Genomic DNA, 19,328 nt, shown 5'->3' with positions numbered 1-19,328 from the left:
GTTATGCCTCGCCTTTCTCGTCTTTGCCGATTACCAGCTTGTTATCGGACAGGTACATGTAGGGAGGGACGTCCATGTTGGTCGGCGCCGGCTTGTTCTTGAACACGCGCGCCGACAGGTCGAAGGTCGACCCATGGCAAGGGCAGAGGAAGCCACCCGGCCAGTCGTCCGGCAGGTTGGGCTGCGGCCCGGAGGCGAGGCGCGAGGACGGCGAGCAGCCCAGGTGGGAGCAGATGCCGACCGTGACCAGCACTTCCTTGTGGTCTTCGCGGGCGCGCCAGGCATTCCTGGCGTATTCCGGGGTGGGCAGTTGATACTCTTTTTCGGAATTCGGGTCGGCCAGCTCGGGCACGGCCTTGTCCAGCGTCGCCATCATTTCAGGCGTGCGACGCAGGATCCAGACCGGCTTGCCGCGCCATTCGACCACTTTCATATCGCCTGGCTTGACGTCGGAGATGTCAACCTCGACCGGAGCGCCGGCGGCTTTCGCGCGCTCCGACGGCTGGAAGGTACTGACGAGAACTCCCGCCGTGGAAACTCCGACGACGCCACCTGCGGCGCAAGTCGCGACGAGCAGTCCGCGGCGGCCTGAATCGACCTGTTTTTCAATACTCATACCAACCCCACTCCGTGAAAATACGAAACCTAAGAATCAATAAAGAGCTTCCAGCAACACAAAATTATATGTGAACGGCAATACCGATTGGAAAAAAATTATCAAGCGGACACATCTGGCACGAATATTCGGGTGTGCATCCGCAGCATACCCGCTTGGGGTATCATCAAATCGGATGACTCATTAACAAGTAAAGGAGAGAGCATGTCCATGATGGGAGAGTTCAAAACGTTCGTAATGCGGGGCAACGTCGTCGATCTCGCGGTCGGGGTGATCATCGGCGGGGCCTTCGGGCGCATCGTCGATTCGCTGGTCAAGGACATCATCATGCCGCCAATCGGCATGTTGTTGGGCGGCCTCGATTTCGCCAACTACTACGTTCCGCTGAATGGCCAGGGCACCGCGCTGCCGCTGGTGGAAGCGCAGAAGGCCGGCGCCGTGCTTGCCTACGGTAATTTCCTGACCATTTTGCTGAATTTCGTCATTCTCGCCTTCATCATTTTCCAGATGGTACGCATCGTCAATCGCGTGCGCGGCCCGGCCGACGCGCCGACCCCGGCAGAGAAGGAAGAGATCCTGCTGCTGCGCGACATCCGCGATGCATTGAAAGCTGATCCTTTAAGAAAGTAATCCAGTGAACGACAGCGTGCACGAACTCAAGCCCCCTGGCCTGCGCCCGCGGCGCCAGCCGGGTGCCTTCAGGCGTTTCTGGCTGCTGTTCGCGCAGGCCGTCACGGTTGCGCTGGCGCTGTATTTCGTGATGTCCGTGATGCGTCCGGAGTGGCTGGAACGCGCGCCCACCCTGCTCGCGCTCGGCTCGGGCGGGAACGCGGTGCCGGTGCTGCAGGGCCCGGCGCTGCCGGCCAGCGGCAGTTACCGCGACGCCGCCGGGCGCGCGATGCCGGCCGTCGTCAATATCCTCACCAGCAAGGCCTCGCGCGAGACGCATCCGCTGCTGAAAGACCCGTTCTTCCGCCGCTTCTTCGGGGACCGCATGCCGCCCGAAGAGCAGCTGGCCAGCCTCGGATCGGGCGTGATCGTCAGCGCCGAGGGCTACATCCTGACCAACAACCACGTCATCGAAGGCGCCGACATCATCGAGGTCGGGCTGGCGGACGGGCGCAAGGCGGCGGCCCGCATCGTCGGCACCGATCCGGAGACCGACCTGGCCGTGATCCGCATCAATGAGCGCAAGCTGCCGGTGATGGTGCTGGGCGACCCGGAAGCCGCCCGCGTCGGCGACGTGGTGCTCGCCATCGGCAACCCCTTCGGCGTGGGGCAGACCGTCACCCTCGGCATCATCTCGGCGCTGGGGCGCAACAACCTGCACATCAACCACTTCGAGAACTTCATCCAGACCGACGCCGCGATCAACTTCGGCAACTCGGGCGGGGCGCTGGTCGACACCAATGGCCACCTGCTCGGCATCAATTCGGCGATCTATTCGCAGACCGGCGGCTCGGTCGGCATCGGCTTCGCGATCCCGGTCAGCACTGCCAAGATGGTGCTCGACTCGATCGTCAAGAACGGCCAGGTGGTGCGCGGCTGGATCGGCATCGAATCGCAGGACATCACGCCCGAGCTGGCCGAAAGCTTCGGCCTCGGGCGCTCGAGCGGCGCGATCATCGCCGGCGTGGTGCGCGGCGGCCCGGCCGACCGCGCCGGCATGCGCCCCGGCGACATCCTGGTGGCGGTCGGCGGCAAGCCTGTTGCCAACACCGGCGAGATGCTCAACCTGATCGCCCAGCTGGAACCGGGTGAAAAGGCGCCGCTGCGCGTCCTGCGCAAGAACCGTGAGTCCACGCTCGACGTCACCGTCGGCAAGCGCCCGCGCCAGCCCAAGTAAGCTTTTTCCGGACCCTCCATGCACCTGCGTGACCTGACACAATTTTTAAGCGAGCTCAGCGAGAACAACAACCGCCCCTGGTTCCTCTGGAACAAACCACGCTACGACATCCTGCGCGCCGAATTCCTGCAGGTGGTCACGGAACTGATCCAGGAGCTGGGAACCTTCGACAAACAGGTGGCCGGCTGCGACCCGAAAAAGGCGCTGTTCCGCATCCACCGCGACGTCCGCTTCGCCAAGGACAAGCGGCCCTACAAAACCCATTTCTCGGCCGGCATTGCGCCGCTCGACAAGCGCCGCCCGAGCGCGGCCGGCGGGCCGACGTATTACTTCCACATCGAGGCCAACGGCAACCTGCTGTTCGGCGCCGGCGAGTACCTGCCGCCGGCCCACCGCCTCAAGGCGATCCGCGCACACGTGGTCAACGATGCGACAGGCTTCAGCAAAATGTTGAAGAATAAGCATCTTCGCGCGACCTATGGCGACCTGCAGTTCGAGGACGTCCTGCAGCGGCCCCCGAAGGGCGTCGACCCGAATCATCCGCTGGTCGAGTACCTGAAGCTGAAAAGCTATTTTGTCTGGGTCGAGGTGCCGCTGCTGCTGAATGCACCGGAATTGCTGGTGCCGCAGCTGGCGAGCGGCATGAAGGACGCGTTTGCGCTGGTCACCTGGCTGCGGACGGTGCCCGTGGTACGCGAAGAAGAAGAATCAACCGATTAAAGGAGGGCGACATGGCCTTGCAACACGCAGTTTCGGGCGAGCGCATCGCCTTGCAGCGCGGCGACGACGACATCGCCCATTTCACGTCGATTGCGCTCGTCAAGACCGAGCACATGGAACTGATCCGGCTGGTGCTACCCAAGGAAAAGCCCATGCCATCGCACCGGGTCGAGGGCGAGATGACCCTGGTGTGCCTGGAAGGCGAGATCGCATTCGACGCCCACGGCCGCACCACGATCCTGCGGCCGAACGAAATGGTTTACCTGGCGGGCGGCGAGCCGCATGCGATCCGCGCCAACCAGGATGCGGTGGCCTTGCTGACGATCTTGCTGGGAAAGGTGCGGACGGGCGGGCCGACGAATGATCCGCGCGGCTCCGGGAACTGAGTGGCGGGGACAGCGACTGGCCTGACATTCAGGCCAATGACTTAAGCCAGTTCATCCCTCGGATCGCGCGCCAGCAAGCGCTGCACCATGTCGGTCGCCGACACCCCGTCGAACAGCACTGCCGCCACCGCCTCGGTAATCGGCATGTCCACCCCCAGCCGGTGCGCCAGCGCGCGTACCGACTTCGCACACGGCACGCCTTCCGCCACGTGTCCCAGTTCGGCCACGATGGTATCGAGCTGTTTGCCTTCGGCCAGCGCCAGTCCGACGCGCCGGTTGCGTGACAGGTCGCCGGTGCAGGTCAGGATCAGGTCGCCCATGCCGGTCAGGCCCATGAAGGTGCCGGGCTGCGCGCCCAGGTGCACGCCCAGGCGGGTGATTTCGGCCAGCCCGCGGGTGATCAAGGCCGCGCGTGCGTTCAGGCCCAGGCCCAGGCCGTCGGAGGCGCCGGTGGCGATCGCCATCACGTTCTTCACCGCGCCGCCCACTTCCACGCCGACCATGTCGTCGCAGGAATAGACGCGCAGGTTGTTGCCATGCGCCGCGGCGACCACGCGCTCGCGCAAGGCTTCCGAGGTCGAGGCCACGCTCAGGGCGCAGGGCAGGGCGCGTGCGACTTCCTGGGCAAAAGAGGGGCCGGACAGGGCCGCGCCGGGCATCGATTCGCCCAGCACCTCGTCCTTCACCTGGTGCGGCAGCAGGCCAGTGCCGGCTTCGAAGCCCTTGCACAGCCAGACCACGTTCGGAACGGCGTGGCCCTTCAGCTGACCGAGCAGTGGGCGCAGGCCGGCCACCGGGCAGGCCAGGATCAGCAGCGGTGCTTCATCAGGGGATGCGTCGATGACGTGCGCCAGTGCGGCGTCGAAATCGGCGCTCACTGCCAGGGACGGCGGCAGCGGATAGCCCGGCAGGTAGTGCAGGTTCTCGCGCGCCTCCTGCGTCTCGGCCATCTGTGCGGCATTGCGGCCCCACAGCAGCACATCGTGGCGGGCGGCCAGGGCGATGGCCACGGCCGTGCCCCAGGCGCCGGCGCCCAGGACGGTGATCTTGGAGGGTGTTTTCTGTTCTTGCATATCTTTTGCCACGAATTACAGGCCCCAGACGTCGGTCGACCGCATGTAGCCGTCGATGCCGTCGCGGTGGCGCACACGGATCCAGGTAATCGCGGTCGGGTCGACCAGTTCGAGCACGACGCCCTTGTCGGCCGTCATCAAGACCTGGCTGGTTTCGTCCGGGCCGGCAAACACCTTGGCGCCGGGCGACCGCACCACCAGGTTGCGGCGCGGGCTCAGGCCTTTGGCCTCGGTCCAGGCCAGCTCGCCATTGGCGTCGCGCACCTTGACCCAGTCGCCGTAGCTCGACACCACCTGCAGCGGCATGCCGCGTGGCGCCACGTACATCCGGGCGCCCTTGAGTGTCGGCGTGTCGTACAGGATCACCGGGGCCGCGCCGACGCTCTTGAAGTCGAAGGCGAAGGCGAACGCAGCCGGTGCTGCCAGCAGGAGCACGCTTGCAAGGAGACGGGATCGAATCATGGCGGGCCGAAGGACGGAGTGACCGGGGCGCCGGAGGCACGGGCGCCGCGTTGCGGCACCCGTGAATGGGAACGACTTATTGTGCCGGCGCTGCAGCAGCCTGCGACATTGCCTGCTGACGCTGCTGGTAGAAGGCTTCGAAGTTGATCTCGGCCAGGTGCACCGGCGGGAAGCCGGCACGGCTGATCACGTCAGCGATGTTGGCGCGCAGGTACGGGTAGACGATGTTCGGGCAGCCGATGCCCAGCAGCGGATCCATCTGGTCAGCCGGGATGTTGCGGGCTTCGAAGATACCTGCCTGCTTGCCTTCGACCAGGAAAGCGACCTTGTCTTTCAGCTTGGCGGTGACGGTGATGGTCACGGTCGACTCGTAGATGCCTTCGGTGATCGACTCGGCGCCGACGTCCAGCGACACTTCGATGGTCGGTGCTTCCTGCTCGAGGAAGATCGCCGGGGAATTCGGTTGTTCCAGCGACATGTCTTTCAGGTAGACGCGTTGGATTTGGAATACTGGTTGCAGGTTTTCGTCGGACATGGAACGCTTTCGTTTTTAAATGATGGTGGACGGACGCGCCGTCCCGGTACTTTGGTCAAACGCGAGGGTAATTGTATCAAAATCAATTCTGAATCAATACCCCCACGGGCAGGGTAGCCAAAGTCCGTCAAACGGGGCTGAGTATGTACTTACTGTCCGGCCAGCAACGGATCGAGGCGGCCAGCCTGCTCGAGCGCGTACAGGTCGTCGAAGCCGCCGACGTGGGTGTCGCCCACGTAGATCTGGGGCACGGTGCGGCGGCCGGTGCGCTGCATCATGATCTGGCGCTGCTCCGGATCGAGGTCGATGCGGATACGTTCGATGTCGGTCACGCCCTTGGCTTCGAGCAGGCGCTCGGCGCGAACGCAGTATGGGCAGCTGGCGGTGTGGTACAGAACGACGTGTGCGGTCATGGTGCTTCCTCCTGATTGCTTGTATGTTACTTAGTCACCGGCAAGCCGGCCGCGACCCAGGCCGTCTGGCCGCCTTCGAGCGCATGCGCATCCTCGAAGCCGGCCGCCTGGAGCTGGCGCACCGCCTTGTCGGCGCGCGCGCCGTTCTGGCAGACGACGATCACGGTGCGGTTCTTCGACTTCTCCAGCTCGCCGATCCGGTTGCCCAAGTCTGCCAGCGGGATGTGTTTCGCGTCGCGCAGGTGACCGGCGCCGAATTCCTCGGCCGTCCGCACGTCGAGCACGAGGCTCTTGCCGCGGTTGATCATCTGCGTGGCCTGCAGCGGGGTGGCGCGCTTGCCGCGCGGAGCCAGGGCCGGCCAGAGCAGGGCGCCGCCCGAAATCACAGCGATCGCTACGATGAAGATATTATCGAGAATGAATTTCACAAGGGTTCCGTTGGTTGAACTGAATCGGCGCATTATAAAATAGATGCCGGACCGGATTTCAATCGCATTTTTTCTTGAGAAGAGCTTATGTACAAAATCGTATTCATGCGCCACGGCGAATCCACCTGGAACCTCGAAAACCGCTTCACCGGCTGGACCGACGTCGACCTGACCGAGAAGGGCATCAAGGAGGCGAAGAGCGCCGGCCGCGTGCTCAAGGAAGCCGGTTTCACCTTCGACCTGACCTATACCTCGGTGCTCAAGCGTGCGATCCGCACCCTGTGGCTGGCCATGGACGAGATGGACATGATGTACCTGCCGGTCAAGAACGACTGGCGCCTGAACGAGCGCCACTATGGCGCCCTGCAGGGCCTGGACAAGGGCGAGACCGCCGCCAAATTCGGCGACGAACAGGTGCTGGTCTGGCGCCGCAGCTACGACACCCCGCCGCCGGCACTGGAAGAGGGCGACGACCGCACCTCCTTCAATGACCCGCGCTACGCCGGTCTGTCGAAAGAACAAATCCCGCTGACCGAATGCCTGAAGGACACCGTCGCCCGCGTGATGCCGGCCTGGGACGAGGAAATCGCCCCGGCCATCCGCGCCGGCAAGAAGATCCTGATTTCGGCCCACGGCAACAGCCTGCGCGCCATCATCAAGATGCTCGACAACATCAGCGACAGCGACATCGTCGGCCTCAACATCCCGAACGGCCAGCCGCTGGTGTATGAGCTGGACGAAAACCTGAAGCCGATCAGGCATTACTACCTGGGTGACCAGGATGCGATCGCCGCCGCCATGGCGGCCGTGGCCAACCAAGGGAAGGCGAAGTAAGCTTGCGTTTGCCATTCACGAAGTCTTCCGGCGGCGCGCTCCTCGGTGCGCTCGCCTTCGCGCTGCTGTGCCTCGCGCTGCCCGATTCCGCCCACGCCCAGCGCCAGACCGAACGCAGCCGCCAGAAAACGACTGCGGAGAAGCAGCGCACCGGTATCAAGCAAAAGCTGGAAGCGATCAAGCGCGACATCGCCCGCACCGAGGACGCGCGCGCCGACGCCGCCGACGAGCTGGCGGCGTCCGAAGCCGCCATTTCCGACGCCAATCGCGCGCTGCGCGACCTGGCCGAGGAACAGGACAGCACCAGCACCCGCTTGCACGAGCTGTCGACCGAGGGCGAGCGGCTGCAGCAAACAATTGTTAATCAAAAGAAACAATTGTCGCAACTGCTGCGCGAACACTATGTGGCTGGCAACGAAGACCGCATCAAGCTGCTGCTGTCCGGAGACAATCCGAACCGCATCAACCGCGACCTGCAGATGATGGCCTACGTGTCGCAGGCACAGGCGAAACTGCTGAACTCGCTGCGCGCCAACCTGGCGGAGGTCGAGGCCAACCGCGACAAGGTCGAGAACGCCCAGCTGGAGCTGCAGGAAATCGCCGACGAGCAGCAGGAACAAAAAGCAACGCTGGAAAACGAAAAGGCCAAGCGCACTGCGCTGCTGCAGAACCTGTCCACGCGCCTGACCGACCAGCGCAAGCAGGCCGACCGCCTGCAGCGCGACGAACAGCGCATGACCGAGCTGGTCGACCGCCTGTCGCGCCTGATCCGCGAGCAGGCCGAGGCCGAGCGCCGCCGCCAGGCCGCCCTGGCCGCGGCGAAAGCCAAGGCCGAAGCGGAAGCGAAAGAGCGCGCCCTGGCCCGCGCCAGGGCCGCCGCCGAGAAGGCCGAGCGCGAGCGCATTGCGCGCCAGAGCGGCAAGCCTGCGCCCAAACCGGAGCCGGAGGCACCGCCGCCACCTAAAGTGGCGGAACAGAAGCCCGCCGATAAATCGGCTGAAACCCGACCAAGCGCGGTGGAGCAGGAGGTGCCGCTGGCGCCGCCGGCGCCGGCCGGCGCCTTTGCCGCCCTCAAGGGACGCTTGAGCCCGCCGATCAGCGGCACGATCCGCGCCCGGTTCGGCGTGCGCCGCACCGAAAGCCTGACCTGGAAAGGCATGTTCTTCACCGCACCGGAAGGCACCGAAGTGCGCGCCGTCGGACCGGGACGGGTGGTGCACGTCGACTGGATGCGCGGCTGGGGCAACATGGTCATCATCGACCACGGCGGCGAATACCTGTCGACCTACGGCTTCGCTTCGGCGGTGCTGAAGCGTCCCGGCGACATGGTGCGCGCGGGCGACGTGATCGCGAGCGCGGGCAATACCGGCGGCAGCGAGGAATCGGGGCTATACTTTGAGCTCAGGCATCGCGGCAAGGCCTTCGATCCTGCAAGCTGGATCAAATTCTAGACATGGTTGGTTAAGCGGGGTGGAAAAGCGATGGGCAAAGCAAAGAATGTCGGGTTGATCGGACTGGGCATGGTGGCCGGCGTGGCTGCCTCCTTCCAGTTCTCGGCCCACGCGCAGAAAGAAGTCGGCGGCGCGCCGCTGCCGCTCGACGAACTGCGCCAGCTGGCCGACGTCTATGGCCTGATCAAGACCGACTACGTCGAGCCGGTCGAGGACAAGAAGCTCCTGTCCGAAGCCATCGGCGGCATGGTCGCCTCGCTCGACCCGCATTCCAGCTACCTCGACCAGAAAGCCTTCAGGGAAATGAAGGAGGCGGTGCAGGGCAAGTTCGTCGGCGTCGGCATCGAAGTGGCCAGCGAAGACGGCTATGTCAAGATCGTCGCCCCCATCGAGGATACGCCCGCGCACAAGGCCGGCATCAAGTCCGGCGACCTGATCACCCGCATCGACAATGTCCCCGTGCGCAACATGTCGCTCGACGAAGCGATCAAGCGCATGCGCGGCAAGGCCGGCAGCAAGGTGACGCTCACCATCGCGCGCCGTGGCGAAGACCGGCCCTGGGTGGTGACGGTGCCGCGCCAGGAAATCGTGGTCGCCAGCGTCAAGGCGAAAATGATCGAGCCGGGCTATGCCTGGCTGCGCGTGAGCCAGTTCCAGGAAAACACCGTCGAGGAACTGGCCAAGAAGGCCAAGCTTCTCTACGCCGAGAATCCGGAGATCAAGGGCCTGGTGCTCGACCTGCGCAACGACCCGGGCGGCCTGCTGCCGGGCGCCGTCGGCGTGTCGGCGGCCTTCCTGCCGCAGCCGGAACAACTGATCGTCTCGACCAAGGGCCAGCTGCCGGATTCGAACCAGCAGTTCTACGGCCGCCGCGAATTCTATTCGCAGCGCGGCCCCGACCCGCTGGCCGGCCTGCCGGCCGGGCTGAAAACCGTGCCGATGGTGGTGCTGGTCAATGGCGGCTCGGCCTCGGCTTCCGAAATCGTCGCCGGCGCACTGCAGGACTACAAGCGCGCCATCGTCATGGGCAGCCAGACCTTCGGCAAGGGCTCGGTGCAGACCCTGCGCCAGCTGTCGGCCGACACCGCGGTCAAGCTGACCACGGCGCGCTACTACACCCCGAAGGGCCGCCCGATCCAGGCCACCGGCATCGTGCCCGACATGCGGGTCGATGAAACCGCCGAGGGTGACGCGCTGGCCGTGCTGCGCGTGCGCGAGGCCGACCTGCAGCGCCACCTGGCCAGCGAAGGCGAGGGCGCGAAAACCGAGACCGCGACCGCCAAAAGCCGGAAAGAAGCCATCGAAGCGCAACAGCGCGCCGCAGCGCAGCTGAAAGACCGCAAGCCGCTCGACTACGGCAGCAAGGACGACTTCCAGCTGGCGCAGGCGATCAATCACTTCAAGGGGCAGCCGGTGCAACTGGCCAGGGCCGAGCTCGAAGCGGACAAGCCGGCGGCGCCGAAGACCTTGCCGGGGACGGAGACCAAGCCGCCGGAGATCAAGGCGCCCCAAAAGTAGGGTGGGCAGGTTTCCTGCCCACGCGTTCAAATCACGGTCATGCCGCCCGTCCGGCTGTTCGTGCCCTAACTATTACCGCGTGGGCGTTTGTAATTCCGGGCACTGCCCGAAATTACCCCGCCCACGCTACGGTTCCCCGGCTCTCATTCGGCGCCCATGAACGACACCCAACTCCTGCGCTACTCCCGTCACATCCTGCTGGACGAGATCGGCATCGACGGCCAGCAGCGCCTGCTCGATGCCCACGCCCTGCTCATCGGTGCGGGCGGCCTCGGCTCTCCCGCCGCGCTCTACCTGGCATCGAGCGGCATCGGCCGCATCACCCTGGTCGACGACGACGAGGTCGACCTGACCAACCTGCAGCGCCAGGTCATGCACACCAGCGCGCGCATCGGCCAGCCCAAGGTCGACTCCGGCCGCGCCGCCCTGTTGGCCATCAATCCCGAGATCGAGGTGAGCGCATTGCGCGAGCGCGCCGGCGGCGAGCGCCTGCGGGAACTCGTCCGCGCGGCGACGGTCGTACTCGATTGCAGCGACAATTTCGCCACCCGCCACGCGGTCAACCGCGCCTGTGTCGCGGAAGGCAAGCCGCTGGTGTCCGGCGCCGTGATCCGCTTCGACGGCCAGCTCTCGGTGTTCGATACGCGCCGAGCTGAAGCTCCCTGCTACGCCTGCCTGTTCCCCGAAGACAGCAACTTCGAAGACGTGGCCTGCAGCACCATGGGTGTGTTCGCGCCGCTGGTCGGCGTGGTGGGCGCCATGCAGGCGGCTGAAGCCCTGAAGCTGGTGGCGGGCATCGGCGAGCCGCTGGCCGGGCGCCTGCTCCTGCTTGACGGCCGCGCCATGGAGTGGACCGCGCTCAAGGTCGCGCGCAATCCAGCCTGCCCGGTCTGCGCGGCCCGTGAGAAATGACTACAAAAACAAGACCGCTTTAAGACAGAATTAAACCGGCCCACCGGTTTACAATTTCTCCGGTGCACGCGGTAGCCCGTGCCCCCATGGTGGCTTATACTGTCAGCCCACACCGACCTTCTTGCAAAGAGCATCCATGCACATTGATTCGCAACGTAAGCAGCGCCGCGCAGCCGGTTTCACCCTGGTCGAGATCATGGTTGTCGTGGTCATCATCGGTATCCTCGGTGCCCTTGTCGTGCCGAAACTGCTGGGCCGCACCGGTGAAGCGCGCGTGACCGCCGCCAAGACCGATATCGCCACCATGTCGCAGGCGCTCAAGCTTTACAAGCTCGACAACCAGCGCTATCCGAGCACCGAGCAGGGCCTGCAGGCCCTGGTCGCCAAGCCGACCGCGGGTCCGTCGGCGAGCGGCTGGAAAGACGGCGGCTACATGGAAAAGCTGCCGAAAGACCCATGGGGCAATGCTTACCAGTACCTGTCGCCAGGCATCCATGGCGAAGTGGACATCTTCTCGCTGGGCGCCGATGGCCAGCCCGGCGGCACCGGTGAGGATGCCGACGTCGGTTCCTGGGAATAAGGTAACCCGATGCGGGCCCGGAGCGCCCCACCCGGCAACACTGCCGGCGCCGGCTTCACCCTGGTGGAGCTGCTTGTCGTGATGGTCATCATCGGCATCACGCTGGGACTCGCTTCGCTCAACGCCATCCCCTCGCCGCGCCAGAACCTGCAGCAGGAGGCCCAGCGCCTGGCCCTGCTGCTGCAGCTGGCGCGCGACGAAGCCATCGTGCGCAACCGCCAGGTCGCATTCGAGGCCAACGGCGAGCGCTACCGCTTCGTGGTGCGCACCGATACCGGCTGGGAGCCGGTCACGCGCGACGACTTGCTGCGCGAACGCACATTCCGCGGCGCTCCGCTGCAGCTGCAGCTGGAACCGACCATGGGCAGCGACCCCAGCACCGTGCGCATCACCTTCGGGCGCGAGCCGGTCGACAAGCCCTTTGTGCTCACCCTCGCCACCGGCGGCAATGCGATCGCGATCCGTGCCGACGGTATCGGCCACTTTACTGTCGAATGAGCGGGGAATGAACATGCGCGCGCCCCGGGCTGCCGGATTCACCCTGCTCGAAGTGCTGGTCGCCCTCGTCATCGTCGGCACCGCGCTCGGCGCCGGCCTGCGCGCCGTCGGCAGCCTGACCGCCAACAGCGACGGCTTGCGCGCCTCCATGATGGCCACCTGGTCGGCCGAGAACCGCCTGGTGCAGATCCGCCTCGGCAAGGAGTTCCCCGAAGTCGGCAAGCGTAATTTTCCCTGCCCGCAAGGCGAGATGAACCTGATCTGCGAAGAGCAAGTGCTGACCAGCCCGAACCCCCAGTTGCGCCGGATCGAAGTGTCGGTGTTCGACGCCGAACGTCCGACGCGCCGCATCGTCAAACTGGTCCAGCTCGTGTTGAGGCCCGCGCGGACATGACAACCGGTATACACAAACGCCGCGGCTTCACCCTGGTCGAGCTGCTGGTGGCGATCAGCATCCTTGCCATCCTCGCCGTGCTCGGCTGGCGCGGGCTGGACGGCATCGTGCGCGCCCGTATCGCCCTCACGCATGAAATGGAAACCACGCGCGGCATGCAGCTGGCCTTTGCCCAGATGCAGAGCGACTGCGAGCACCTGGCCGGGCGCGAGATCCTGGGCCGCCGTCCCAACCTGCAATGGGACGACGGCCGCTTCATGCTGGTGCGCAAGATCTACAACGAGAACGAGCCCTCGCAGCTGGCCGTGGTGACCTACCGCGTGGTGAACGGCACCCTGATCCGGCGCGAATCGCGCGGCACGCGCGACCTGGCCCAGCTCGAGGCGCTGTGGCAGGCGGCCGCCAGCGACGCCCCGTCCGAATCGGCGCAGCCGGTGGCGCTGCAGACCGGCCTGGTGGGGATGACCATCATGGCCTGGCAGGGCAATGTCTGGCGTGCCGAGCCGGCGCCCATCGCCGACGGCGCCCAGGTCGAGGATCCGGGCGGGCTGCAGGTCGGCCTGGTGGTCCAGGGCCGCCCAGTACCGATGATCAAGTTCTTCCTGCTGGGAGGCACCTGATGCGCAGGCCGCAGCTTCCCCGCACCGGTGTCCGCCAGCGCGGCGTCGCCGTGGTCACCGCCCTGCTGCTGACCACGCTCGCGATCTCGATCGTCGCCAGCCTGTTCTGGCAGCAGCAGGTCCAGGTGCGTTCGATGGAAAACCAGCGCCTGCAGCTCCAGACCAAATGGATCCTGCGCGGCGCCCTCGACTGGGCCAGCCTGGTGCTGCGCCAGGACGCCTACACCTCGATGTACACCTCGCTCGACCAGGTCTGGGCCACGCCGCTGGCCGAGACCCGGCTCGACCAGTACATCGAACGTGAGCGGGTCGAGGGCGAAACGTTTGATGCGACACTGTCCGGTAACATTGTTGACGCCACGGCGCGTTACAATCTGGTCAACCTGGCAAGGGATCGCGTCAAGGACGAGGAGCAGGTCAGGATCTTCGGCCGGCTGCTGGACAACCTGCGCCTCGATGCGCGCCTGGCGAACCGGATCGCGGATTTCGTTGCGCAAGGGCAGCAGGTCGGCGTGCCGGTGGATCCGCAGGGACAGCAGGGACAGGGCGACCAGGGTGGACAGGGCGACCAGGGTGGCCAAGGTGGCCAGGGTGGCCAGGGTGGACTGCCACCGACGCTGCCGCCGGTGCCGCCCGTTAACGGCGTGCCGATCCCGGTGCTGCAGGTGGACGATTTGCTGGCGGTGCAGGGCGTCACGCCGGAAGTGATGGCGCAGCTGCGCCCCTTCCTGATCGTGCTGCCTTACGGCGCCGAGGTGACGAAGCTGAATGTGAATACCGTGCCGGCCGAGCTGCTGGCGGCGATTGTGCCGGGGATGTCGCTGTCCCAGGCCAACAGCCTGGTGGCGCGCCGCAAGACGGCCGCCTGGCGCACGCCGGCGGATTTTTCAAGCCAGGTGGCGCAAGGAGGAGGTGTCCAGGAATTGCCCGAAACCTGGGACATCAAGAGCCGTTGGTTTATTGTACAGAGCCGTATCAGGCTCGACCGTGCGGCGCTGAACGCGGAATCGCTGATCGAGCGTACTCAGGCGGTCGTCGTCGGCGGCGGAACCCGCGTGATCTGGACCCGCCAGAACTAGAAGAAAGCGAGACAGTTTGACTACTCTTTATATCCGGCACCCGGCCCGCGCAGAAGGCGAGGGCGCGCTGTGCCGCTTCGCGGTGGTCGCCGACGGTGGCGCCATCGCGCAGCAGGGCGAAGGCTTGCTCGGCAACCTGGGCGACGTGGTCGCTGCCAGCCGCCGCGTGGTAGTGCTGCTGGCCGGCGCCGACGTCACCTTGCTGCCGGTCCAGGCGCCGCCGCTCACCGGCGCGCGCCTGCGCGCGGCCCTGCCGGCCCTGGTCGAAGAACATATCCTGGGCGACCCGCTCGACTGCGTGCTGGTGGCCGGCCCCGCCTTGCCGGACGGCCGCCGCCCGGTCGGCGTGGTGCAGCGCGACTGGCTCGAGCCGCTGGTGCAGGCCCTGCTCGGCATGGGCGCGCGGGTGGTCAGCGCCGTGCCTTCGCAGCTGTGCCTGCCACTCCAGCCGGGCAGCGTCAGCGCCGCCGTCGGCAACAACGAACTGCTGCTGCGCCAGGGCCAGTACGACGGCCTCGGCCTGGCCCTGGACGGCAACCCGACGCTGGTGCTGCAGACCGCACGCGCGCTGGCGGGCGACGCGCCCCTCAACCTGTACGTGCCGCACGCCCAGCTCGGCGAATACCAGGCCCTGCTGGCGGAAGCCGGCCCCGGCATCACGCTGGAGAGCGACTCCTGGGAGCACTGGATCGCCGGGTCGAAGAGCAGCACGCTGGACCTGGTGCCGGGCCTCGGCACCGCCGGCGTCGCCCAGCGCGACTGGAGCCGCTGGCGCTGGCCAATCCGCCTTGCGCTGGCCGCGATCGTGGTCAACATCATCGGCGTCAACATCGAATGGCTGCGCCTGAAACGCGAAGCCGACGCGGTGCGCCAGGAAATGACGCAGATCTTCCGCAGCGCCTACCCGGGCCAGCCGGTCATCGACCCGGTCGCCCAGATGCGCCAGAACATCGTGCGCGCCAAGGCCGCCAGTGGCCAGGTCAGCCCGGAGGAATTCGGCTGGATCGCCGGCCAGCTCGGCGAAGCAGTCCGTGGCCTCGGGCGCCCGCCCGGCATTGCATCGATGGAGTTCCGGGATCGCGCCCTCACCGTGAAAATCAAACCCGAAACCGTCGACCCTGCCACGACCGTCCAGCTGCGCGCCAGCCTCGAGGCGCGCAACATGCGCATGGAAGAAAGCGCACCCGCCACCTGGATCATCCGCAGTGCCGGCCTGGCGCAGGCGCCCACGCAATCGGCCACGCAATCAGTCACCCCGGGAGCAGCACCATGAACGCAGTCGCAAGCATCCGTGCACGGGTCGGCGCAATTCGCGAGCGCGCGCTCGCCTGGTGGCTGTCGCGCACCGACCAGGAGCGCAAGTTCCTGACGGTCGGCGGCGCCGTGGCCCTGGTATCGCTGGTCTATGCGCTGCTGCTGGCGCCGGCCATCGAAGGGCGCGACAGCCTGCGCCAATCGCTGCCGGCGCTGCGCCAGCAGGCCGCCCAGTTGCAGACCCTGGCCGCCGAAGCCCAGACCCTGGCCGCCAATCCGGCGCCGCAGGTGCCGCCCATGAGCGCGGAGGCCCTGAACGCCAGCATGGCCCAGCGCGGCCTCAAGGCGGGCTCGGTCACCATGACCGGCGAATACGCCAAGCTCCAGTTCAACGGCGTATCCTTCGCCAACCTGGTGGCCTGGCTGGATGCCCAGCGCCGCGAAAACCGGGTGCAGGTGCAGGACGCCAGCTTCACCGCACTCCCCGCGGTGGGACAGGTCGACGCGAGCCTCACGCTGCGCCAGGCCAGCGCCCAGGCCCAATGAGGCGCCTGCTGTTGTGGCTGGTGCCGGTCGTGCTGGCCGTGCTCGTCACGGTGCTGGCCTTCCTGCCCGCTTCCTGGCTGGGGCCAATGGTCGAACAGCAGACCGGCGGCCGTTTGACTCTCGGGGATGCGCAGGGTACGCTCTGGAACGGCTCAGCCTTTGTGGGCGGGGCGCCGGGGGAGGGTGGCGCCGTCACGCCACTGTTGCCGGGACGCTTCGCATGGCGCCTGTCGCCGCTGGTGATGCTGGGCCAGGTCCATATGGAACTGGAAAACCCGAAGGCGCTGGCGCGCCCGGTCCGCATCGATGGCAGCTGGTCGCAGTGGCAGGTGAGCAGCGGCGAACTGTTGCTGCCGGCCGAGGGCCTGGCCGGGCTGGGGGCGCCGCTCAATACGCTGGCCCCGTCCGGCACCATCCGTCTGGTCTGGAATACGCTCGACTTGCTGCGCCAGCCCAATACGGTGGCGGTGCAGGGCAGGACAGTATTAACCATGACCGACATGGGTTCGCGCATGTCGCCCATCCGGCCCCTCGGAAGTTACGAAATGGCATTTGATTGGCGCGGCAACCAGGCCGACCTGAACCTGCGCACCGTACGCGGTGCGCTCGTACTGACAGGCTCGGGTATGCTGCAAAATGGCCGGCTGCGCTTTTCCGGCCAGGCCTCCGCCGCCGAAGGCTATGAACAAACGCTGGGCAATATGCTCAACCTGCTGGGCCAGCGCCGTATGGTGAACGGCAAAAACATAATCGCACTCGAGTTCAGATAATGACCAATAACATGCGCACCACCTCCGGACTTCACATCACCGCCCGCAGCAGGCTTCGCCTGCCGGCCCTGCGCCGCGTGGCCGCCGGCGCCATGCTGTGCTGCTTCGCCGCGACCACCGCGGCCACTTTCGTCCCGGCGCCGGCCCTGGCCCAGGAGAGTGCGAACGCCGCCGCGCTGAGCTTCGTCAATGCCGACATCGAATCGGTGATCAAGGCGATCGGCCACTACACCGGCATGACCTTCATCATCGATCCGCGCGTCAAGGGCACCATTACCCTGGTGTCGGAAAAATCGCTGACCAAGACCCAGGCCTTCGGCCTGCTCACCTCGACCCTGCGCCTGCAGGGCTATGCCGTGGTCACCAGCGGCGACGGCTACGCCAAGGTGGTGCCGGAAGCCGAAGCCAAGGCCCAGTCCTCGCCGACCCAGGTCGGCGGCGTGCGCGCCAGCAAGGCGACCGGCGACCAGATCGCCACCCAGGTGTTTTATCTCTCCTACGAATCGGCGGCGAACCTTACCGCCGTGCTGCGCCCGTTGATTTCGCCGAACAATTCCATCATGGCGAACCCGGGCAACAACACCCTGGTCATCACCGACTACGCCGACAACCTGCGCCGACTGGCCCGCATCATCGCCGCGCTCGATGCGCCGGTGGCGGCCGAGCTCGACGTGATCCCGATCCGCAATGCGATCGCCAGCGACATCGCCACCCTGGTCACCCGCCTGATGGAGCCGAGCGCGGGCGGCGACTCGGGCCGGGTCACCGTGCTGGCCGACCCGCGCACCAACTCGGTCGTGGTGCGCGCGCCGTCGCAGGCACGGGCCAACCTGGCCAAGTCGCTGGTCGCGCGCCTCGACCAACAGACCTCGTCGCAGGGCAATATCCACGTCGTTTACCTGAAGAATGCCGACGCCAGCCGCGTGGCCCAGACCCTGCGCGCCGTGGTGTCGCAAGATGCGTCCGCGGTGCCGGTGCAGCAGCAGGGCACCTCGGGCGGCTCGATCCAGGCCGGCAGCACCACCGGCACCGGCGGCCAGGGCGGGCTCGGCGGCCAGCAAGGCCAGCAGAGCAGCACCGGCATGGCCGGCACCGGCAACACCTACGGCCAGCAGAGCCAGCTCACCGCGGGCGGCGCCGGCGGCGGCCAGGGCTCGGGCTTCATCCAGGCCGATGCCTCGACCAACAGCCTGATCATCACCGCGCCGGACGCGGTCTACCGCAACCTGCGCAGCGTCATCGACCAGCTCGACGTGCGCCGCGCCCAGGTGTACATCGAGGCGCTGGTGGTCGAAGTCACGTCCAACAAGGCCTCCGAATTCGGCGTGCAATGGATCGGCGCCTCGGGCGACTCGGACGACAAGTACCGCGTGGGCGGCGTCCAGAACTTCAGCGGCGGGGCCCTGGGCAGCAGCATCGTCAACCTGGCCGCGGCTGCACGCAACGGCCTGTCCGGCACCACCACGCCGGTCTTGCCGGGCGGCCTGACCTTCGGCCTGTTCCGCCAGGTGGGCGGCGAGCTGGGCCTGGGCGCGGTGGCGCGCGCCCTTGAAAACGACGGCAACGCCAACATCTTGTCCACACCGAACATGATCACGCTGGACAACGAGCTGGCGACGATCAAGGTCGGCCAGAACGTTCCCATCATCACGGGTTCGTACACGACCACCGCCAGCACCGGCGGCGGCAATCCGTTCCAGACCGTCGACCGCCGCGACGTCGGCCTGCTGCTGAAAGTGCGTCCGCAGATCTCGGAAGGCGGCACCATCAAGATGGCGATCTACCACGAAAATTCGAGCGTCGATCCATCCACCCGCAATGCGGCTTCGGGCTTGACCACCAATGTGCGCGCCATCGAAAGCAATGTGCTGGCCGACGACGGCCAGGTCATCGTGCTCGGCGGCCTGATCGAGGACACCGAGGGCAACGGCGAAGAGAAAGTACGCGGCCTGGGCGACATCCCGGTACTGGGCAACCTGTTCAAGTACCGCAACCGCACCCGGGTCAAGACCAACCTGATGGTGTTCCTGCGCCCGGTCGTGGTGCGCAGCAAGGAAGCCTCGAATTCGCTGGCCATGGACCGCTATGACTACATGCGGGCCGTCGGCGCCGCCGGCCAGGTACGCGACGACTCGATGCTGATCCGCGACCTCGGCGCGCCGCTGCTGCCGCCGCTGGTCAACGGCCAGCCGCCGATCGGGGGCACCATGGCAACCGCGCCGGCGCAAACGACCCCGGCCGCGGGCAGCGCCCCGGGCGCCGCTTCCGGCCAGCCGACGCAAGAGCAGATCCGGGATAGCCGGCAGCGCCAGCCGGCGCAGCCGGCCCAGCAGCTGCCGCAGCCGCAGTCACAGTTCCGCCCGGTGACGCCACCGAACCAGAGATAAGCTGAC

At 66.4% G+C, this 19,328-nt stretch carries 23 protein-coding genes; 17 read left to right on the top strand and 6 right to left on the bottom strand.

Annotation, left to right across the window (positions count from 1 at the left end; genetic code table 11):
- Nucleotide 1: 1 nt before the first annotated feature.
- Nucleotides 2–616 carry a ubiquinol-cytochrome c reductase iron-sulfur subunit gene (gene petA / locus AC56LU_RS07465; RefSeq protein ID WP_497174955.1) on the bottom strand — a complete coding sequence of 205 codons (615 nt, stop codon included), beginning with the start codon at nucleotides 614–616 and terminating at the stop codon, nucleotides 2–4.
- 204 nt (nucleotides 617–820) lie between these two features.
- Here petA and mscL point away from each other — a divergent pair, with 204 nt between their 5' ends.
- From mscL to AC56LU_RS07445, 4 genes are all read left to right on the top strand, one after another.
- The gene (gene mscL, locus AC56LU_RS07460) at nucleotides 821–1,246 is read left to right on the top strand and encodes a large conductance mechanosensitive channel protein MscL (protein ID WP_497174954.1); all 426 of its coding nucleotides are present in this window, start codon (nucleotides 821–823) and stop codon (nucleotides 1,244–1,246) included.
- 130 nt (nucleotides 1,247–1,376) lie between these two features.
- Nucleotides 1,377–2,462, top strand: a complete 1,086-nt coding sequence (locus tag AC56LU_RS07455; protein WP_497175134.1) for a Do family serine endopeptidase — start codon at nucleotides 1,377–1,379, stop codon at nucleotides 2,460–2,462.
- An 18-nt stretch (nucleotides 2,463–2,480) separates the two neighbouring features.
- Nucleotides 2,481–3,182 carry a DUF2461 domain-containing protein gene (locus AC56LU_RS07450; protein ID WP_497174953.1) on the top strand — a complete coding sequence of 234 codons (702 nt, stop codon included), beginning with the start codon at nucleotides 2,481–2,483 and terminating at the stop codon, nucleotides 3,180–3,182.
- Nucleotides 3,183–3,193: 11 nt separating this feature from the next.
- Nucleotides 3,194–3,568, top strand: coding sequence for a cupin domain-containing protein (locus AC56LU_RS07445; RefSeq protein ID WP_497174952.1), 375 nt, complete (start codon nucleotides 3,194–3,196; stop codon nucleotides 3,566–3,568).
- 41 nt (nucleotides 3,569–3,609) lie between these two features.
- Here the strand turns inward: AC56LU_RS07445 and AC56LU_RS07440 are convergent, their stop codons facing one another.
- From AC56LU_RS07440 to AC56LU_RS07420, 5 genes are all read right to left on the bottom strand, one after another.
- Entirely contained in the window at nucleotides 3,610–4,641 is a 1,032-nt protein-coding gene (locus tag AC56LU_RS07440) for an NAD(P)H-dependent glycerol-3-phosphate dehydrogenase (protein WP_497174951.1), read from the bottom strand.
- Between the two features lie 15 nt (nucleotides 4,642–4,656).
- Nucleotides 4,657–5,103 carry an SH3 domain-containing protein gene (locus tag AC56LU_RS07435; RefSeq protein ID WP_497174950.1) on the bottom strand — a complete coding sequence of 149 codons (447 nt, stop codon included), beginning with the start codon at nucleotides 5,101–5,103 and terminating at the stop codon, nucleotides 4,657–4,659.
- A 76-nt stretch (nucleotides 5,104–5,179) separates the two neighbouring features.
- On the bottom strand, nucleotides 5,180–5,638 hold the full coding sequence (gene secB / locus AC56LU_RS07430) for a protein-export chaperone SecB (RefSeq protein ID WP_497174949.1): 459 nt from the start codon (nucleotides 5,636–5,638) through the stop codon (nucleotides 5,180–5,182).
- Nucleotides 5,639–5,787: 149 nt separating this feature from the next.
- Nucleotides 5,788–6,051 (bottom strand): glutaredoxin 3, encoded by a 264-nt coding sequence (gene grxC, locus AC56LU_RS07425; RefSeq protein WP_497174948.1) that lies wholly within the window; start codon nucleotides 6,049–6,051, stop codon nucleotides 5,788–5,790.
- A 26-nt stretch (nucleotides 6,052–6,077) separates the two neighbouring features.
- Complete coding sequence (locus tag AC56LU_RS07420; RefSeq protein ID WP_497174947.1) at nucleotides 6,078–6,479, bottom strand: rhodanese-like domain-containing protein; 402 nt, start codon at nucleotides 6,477–6,479, stop codon at nucleotides 6,078–6,080.
- Nucleotides 6,480–6,566: 87 nt separating this feature from the next.
- On the opposite strand from AC56LU_RS07420, the gene gpmA reads away from it, so the two are divergent.
- The 13 genes from gpmA to gspD all read left to right on the top strand — a co-directional run bounded on the left by gpmA (nucleotide 6,567) and on the right by gspD (nucleotide 19,322).
- Nucleotides 6,567–7,313: a 2,3-diphosphoglycerate-dependent phosphoglycerate mutase gene (gene gpmA, locus AC56LU_RS07415; protein ID WP_497174946.1), complete on the top strand. Its 747-nt coding sequence runs from the start codon at nucleotides 6,567–6,569 to the stop codon at nucleotides 7,311–7,313.
- Between the two features lie 8 nt (nucleotides 7,314–7,321).
- Nucleotides 7,322–8,764, top strand: a complete 1,443-nt coding sequence (locus AC56LU_RS07410; protein WP_497175133.1) for a murein hydrolase activator EnvC family protein — start codon at nucleotides 7,322–7,324, stop codon at nucleotides 8,762–8,764.
- Between the two features lie 30 nt (nucleotides 8,765–8,794).
- Complete coding sequence (locus AC56LU_RS07405; RefSeq protein WP_497174945.1) at nucleotides 8,795–10,282, top strand: S41 family peptidase; 1,488 nt, start codon at nucleotides 8,795–8,797, stop codon at nucleotides 10,280–10,282.
- A 156-nt stretch (nucleotides 10,283–10,438) separates the two neighbouring features.
- Complete coding sequence (locus tag AC56LU_RS07400) at nucleotides 10,439–11,194, top strand: HesA/MoeB/ThiF family protein (protein ID WP_497174944.1); 756 nt, start codon at nucleotides 10,439–10,441, stop codon at nucleotides 11,192–11,194.
- A gap of 136 nt (nucleotides 11,195–11,330) precedes the next feature.
- A complete protein-coding gene (gene gspG, locus AC56LU_RS07395; RefSeq protein ID WP_497174943.1) occupies nucleotides 11,331–11,774 on the top strand; it encodes a type II secretion system major pseudopilin GspG in 444 nt (147 codons plus the stop codon).
- Nucleotides 11,775–11,783: 9 nt separating this feature from the next.
- Nucleotides 11,784–12,272 carry a type II secretion system minor pseudopilin GspH gene (gspH, locus tag AC56LU_RS07390; RefSeq protein ID WP_497174942.1) on the top strand — a complete coding sequence of 163 codons (489 nt, stop codon included), beginning with the start codon at nucleotides 11,784–11,786 and terminating at the stop codon, nucleotides 12,270–12,272.
- A gap of 13 nt (nucleotides 12,273–12,285) precedes the next feature.
- Nucleotides 12,286–12,666, top strand: coding sequence for a type II secretion system minor pseudopilin GspI (gspI, locus tag AC56LU_RS07385; protein ID WP_497174941.1), 381 nt, complete (start codon nucleotides 12,286–12,288; stop codon nucleotides 12,664–12,666).
- Nucleotides 12,663–13,286, top strand: a complete 624-nt coding sequence (locus AC56LU_RS07380; RefSeq protein WP_497174940.1) for a PulJ/GspJ family protein — start codon at nucleotides 12,663–12,665, stop codon at nucleotides 13,284–13,286. Before gspI ends, AC56LU_RS07380 begins: the two co-directional genes overlap by 4 nt.
- Nucleotides 13,286–14,365 (top strand): type II secretion system minor pseudopilin GspK, encoded by a 1,080-nt coding sequence (gene gspK, locus AC56LU_RS07375; protein ID WP_497174939.1) that lies wholly within the window; start codon nucleotides 13,286–13,288, stop codon nucleotides 14,363–14,365. The genes AC56LU_RS07380 and gspK overlap by 1 nt, the downstream gene beginning before the upstream one ends.
- Before the next feature lie 16 nt (nucleotides 14,366–14,381).
- Nucleotides 14,382–15,638, top strand: a complete 1,257-nt coding sequence (gspL, locus tag AC56LU_RS07370) for a type II secretion system protein GspL (RefSeq protein WP_497174938.1) — start codon at nucleotides 14,382–14,384, stop codon at nucleotides 15,636–15,638.
- The gene (locus tag AC56LU_RS07365; RefSeq protein WP_497174937.1) at nucleotides 15,635–16,165 is read left to right on the top strand and encodes a type II secretion system protein M; all 531 of its coding nucleotides are present in this window, start codon (nucleotides 15,635–15,637) and stop codon (nucleotides 16,163–16,165) included. The genes gspL and AC56LU_RS07365 overlap by 4 nt, the downstream gene beginning before the upstream one ends.
- On the top strand, nucleotides 16,162–16,935 hold the full coding sequence (gene gspN, locus AC56LU_RS07360) for a type II secretion system protein N (protein WP_497174936.1): 774 nt from the start codon (nucleotides 16,162–16,164) through the stop codon (nucleotides 16,933–16,935). Before AC56LU_RS07365 ends, gspN begins: the two co-directional genes overlap by 4 nt.
- A complete protein-coding gene (gene gspD, locus AC56LU_RS07355; protein ID WP_497174935.1) occupies nucleotides 16,935–19,322 on the top strand; it encodes a type II secretion system secretin GspD in 2,388 nt (795 codons plus the stop codon). Before gspN ends, gspD begins: the two co-directional genes overlap by 1 nt.
- Nucleotides 19,323–19,328 lie beyond the last annotated feature (6 nt).

It is taken from the genome of Telluria sp. PB2R4 (assembly GCF_059685695.1).
Note: the sequence above shows the minus strand (reverse complement) of the source record. Positions and strands in the feature narration are given on the sequence as shown.

Excerpts from the sequence above, each read along its gene's own strand:
- petA (WP_497174955.1), bottom strand. The coding sequence starts at position 616 with ATGAGTATTGAAAAACAGGTCGATTCAGGCCGCCGCGGACTGCTCGTC.
- mscL (WP_497174954.1), top strand. The coding sequence starts at position 821 with ATGTCCATGATGGGAGAGTTCAAAACGTTCGTAATGCGGGGCAACGTC.
- AC56LU_RS07455 (WP_497175134.1), top strand. The coding sequence starts at position 1,377 with ATGTCCGTGATGCGTCCGGAGTGGCTGGAACGCGCGCCCACCCTGCTC.
- AC56LU_RS07450 (WP_497174953.1), top strand. The coding sequence starts at position 2,481 with ATGCACCTGCGTGACCTGACACAATTTTTAAGCGAGCTCAGCGAGAAC.
- AC56LU_RS07445 (WP_497174952.1), top strand. The coding sequence starts at position 3,194 with ATGGCCTTGCAACACGCAGTTTCGGGCGAGCGCATCGCCTTGCAGCGC.
- AC56LU_RS07440 (WP_497174951.1), bottom strand. The coding sequence starts at position 4,641 with ATGCAAGAACAGAAAACACCCTCCAAGATCACCGTCCTGGGCGCCGGC.
- AC56LU_RS07435 (WP_497174950.1), bottom strand. The coding sequence starts at position 5,103 with ATGATTCGATCCCGTCTCCTTGCAAGCGTGCTCCTGCTGGCAGCACCG.
- secB (WP_497174949.1), bottom strand. The coding sequence starts at position 5,638 with ATGTCCGACGAAAACCTGCAACCAGTATTCCAAATCCAACGCGTCTAC.
- grxC (WP_497174948.1), bottom strand. The coding sequence starts at position 6,051 with ATGACCGCACACGTCGTTCTGTACCACACCGCCAGCTGCCCATACTGC.
- gpmA (WP_497174946.1), top strand. The coding sequence starts at position 6,567 with ATGTACAAAATCGTATTCATGCGCCACGGCGAATCCACCTGGAACCTC.
- AC56LU_RS07405 (WP_497174945.1), top strand. The coding sequence starts at position 8,795 with ATGGGCAAAGCAAAGAATGTCGGGTTGATCGGACTGGGCATGGTGGCC.
- AC56LU_RS07400 (WP_497174944.1), top strand. The coding sequence starts at position 10,439 with ATGAACGACACCCAACTCCTGCGCTACTCCCGTCACATCCTGCTGGAC.
- gspG (WP_497174943.1), top strand. The coding sequence starts at position 11,331 with ATGCACATTGATTCGCAACGTAAGCAGCGCCGCGCAGCCGGTTTCACC.
- gspH (WP_497174942.1), top strand. The coding sequence starts at position 11,784 with ATGCGGGCCCGGAGCGCCCCACCCGGCAACACTGCCGGCGCCGGCTTC.
- gspI (WP_497174941.1), top strand. The coding sequence starts at position 12,286 with ATGCGCGCGCCCCGGGCTGCCGGATTCACCCTGCTCGAAGTGCTGGTC.
- AC56LU_RS07380 (WP_497174940.1), top strand. The coding sequence starts at position 12,663 with ATGACAACCGGTATACACAAACGCCGCGGCTTCACCCTGGTCGAGCTG.
- gspK (WP_497174939.1), top strand. The coding sequence starts at position 13,286 with ATGCGCAGGCCGCAGCTTCCCCGCACCGGTGTCCGCCAGCGCGGCGTC.
- AC56LU_RS07365 (WP_497174937.1), top strand. The coding sequence starts at position 15,635 with ATGAACGCAGTCGCAAGCATCCGTGCACGGGTCGGCGCAATTCGCGAG.
- gspN (WP_497174936.1), top strand. The coding sequence starts at position 16,162 with ATGAGGCGCCTGCTGTTGTGGCTGGTGCCGGTCGTGCTGGCCGTGCTC.
- gspD (WP_497174935.1), top strand. The coding sequence starts at position 16,935 with ATGACCAATAACATGCGCACCACCTCCGGACTTCACATCACCGCCCGC.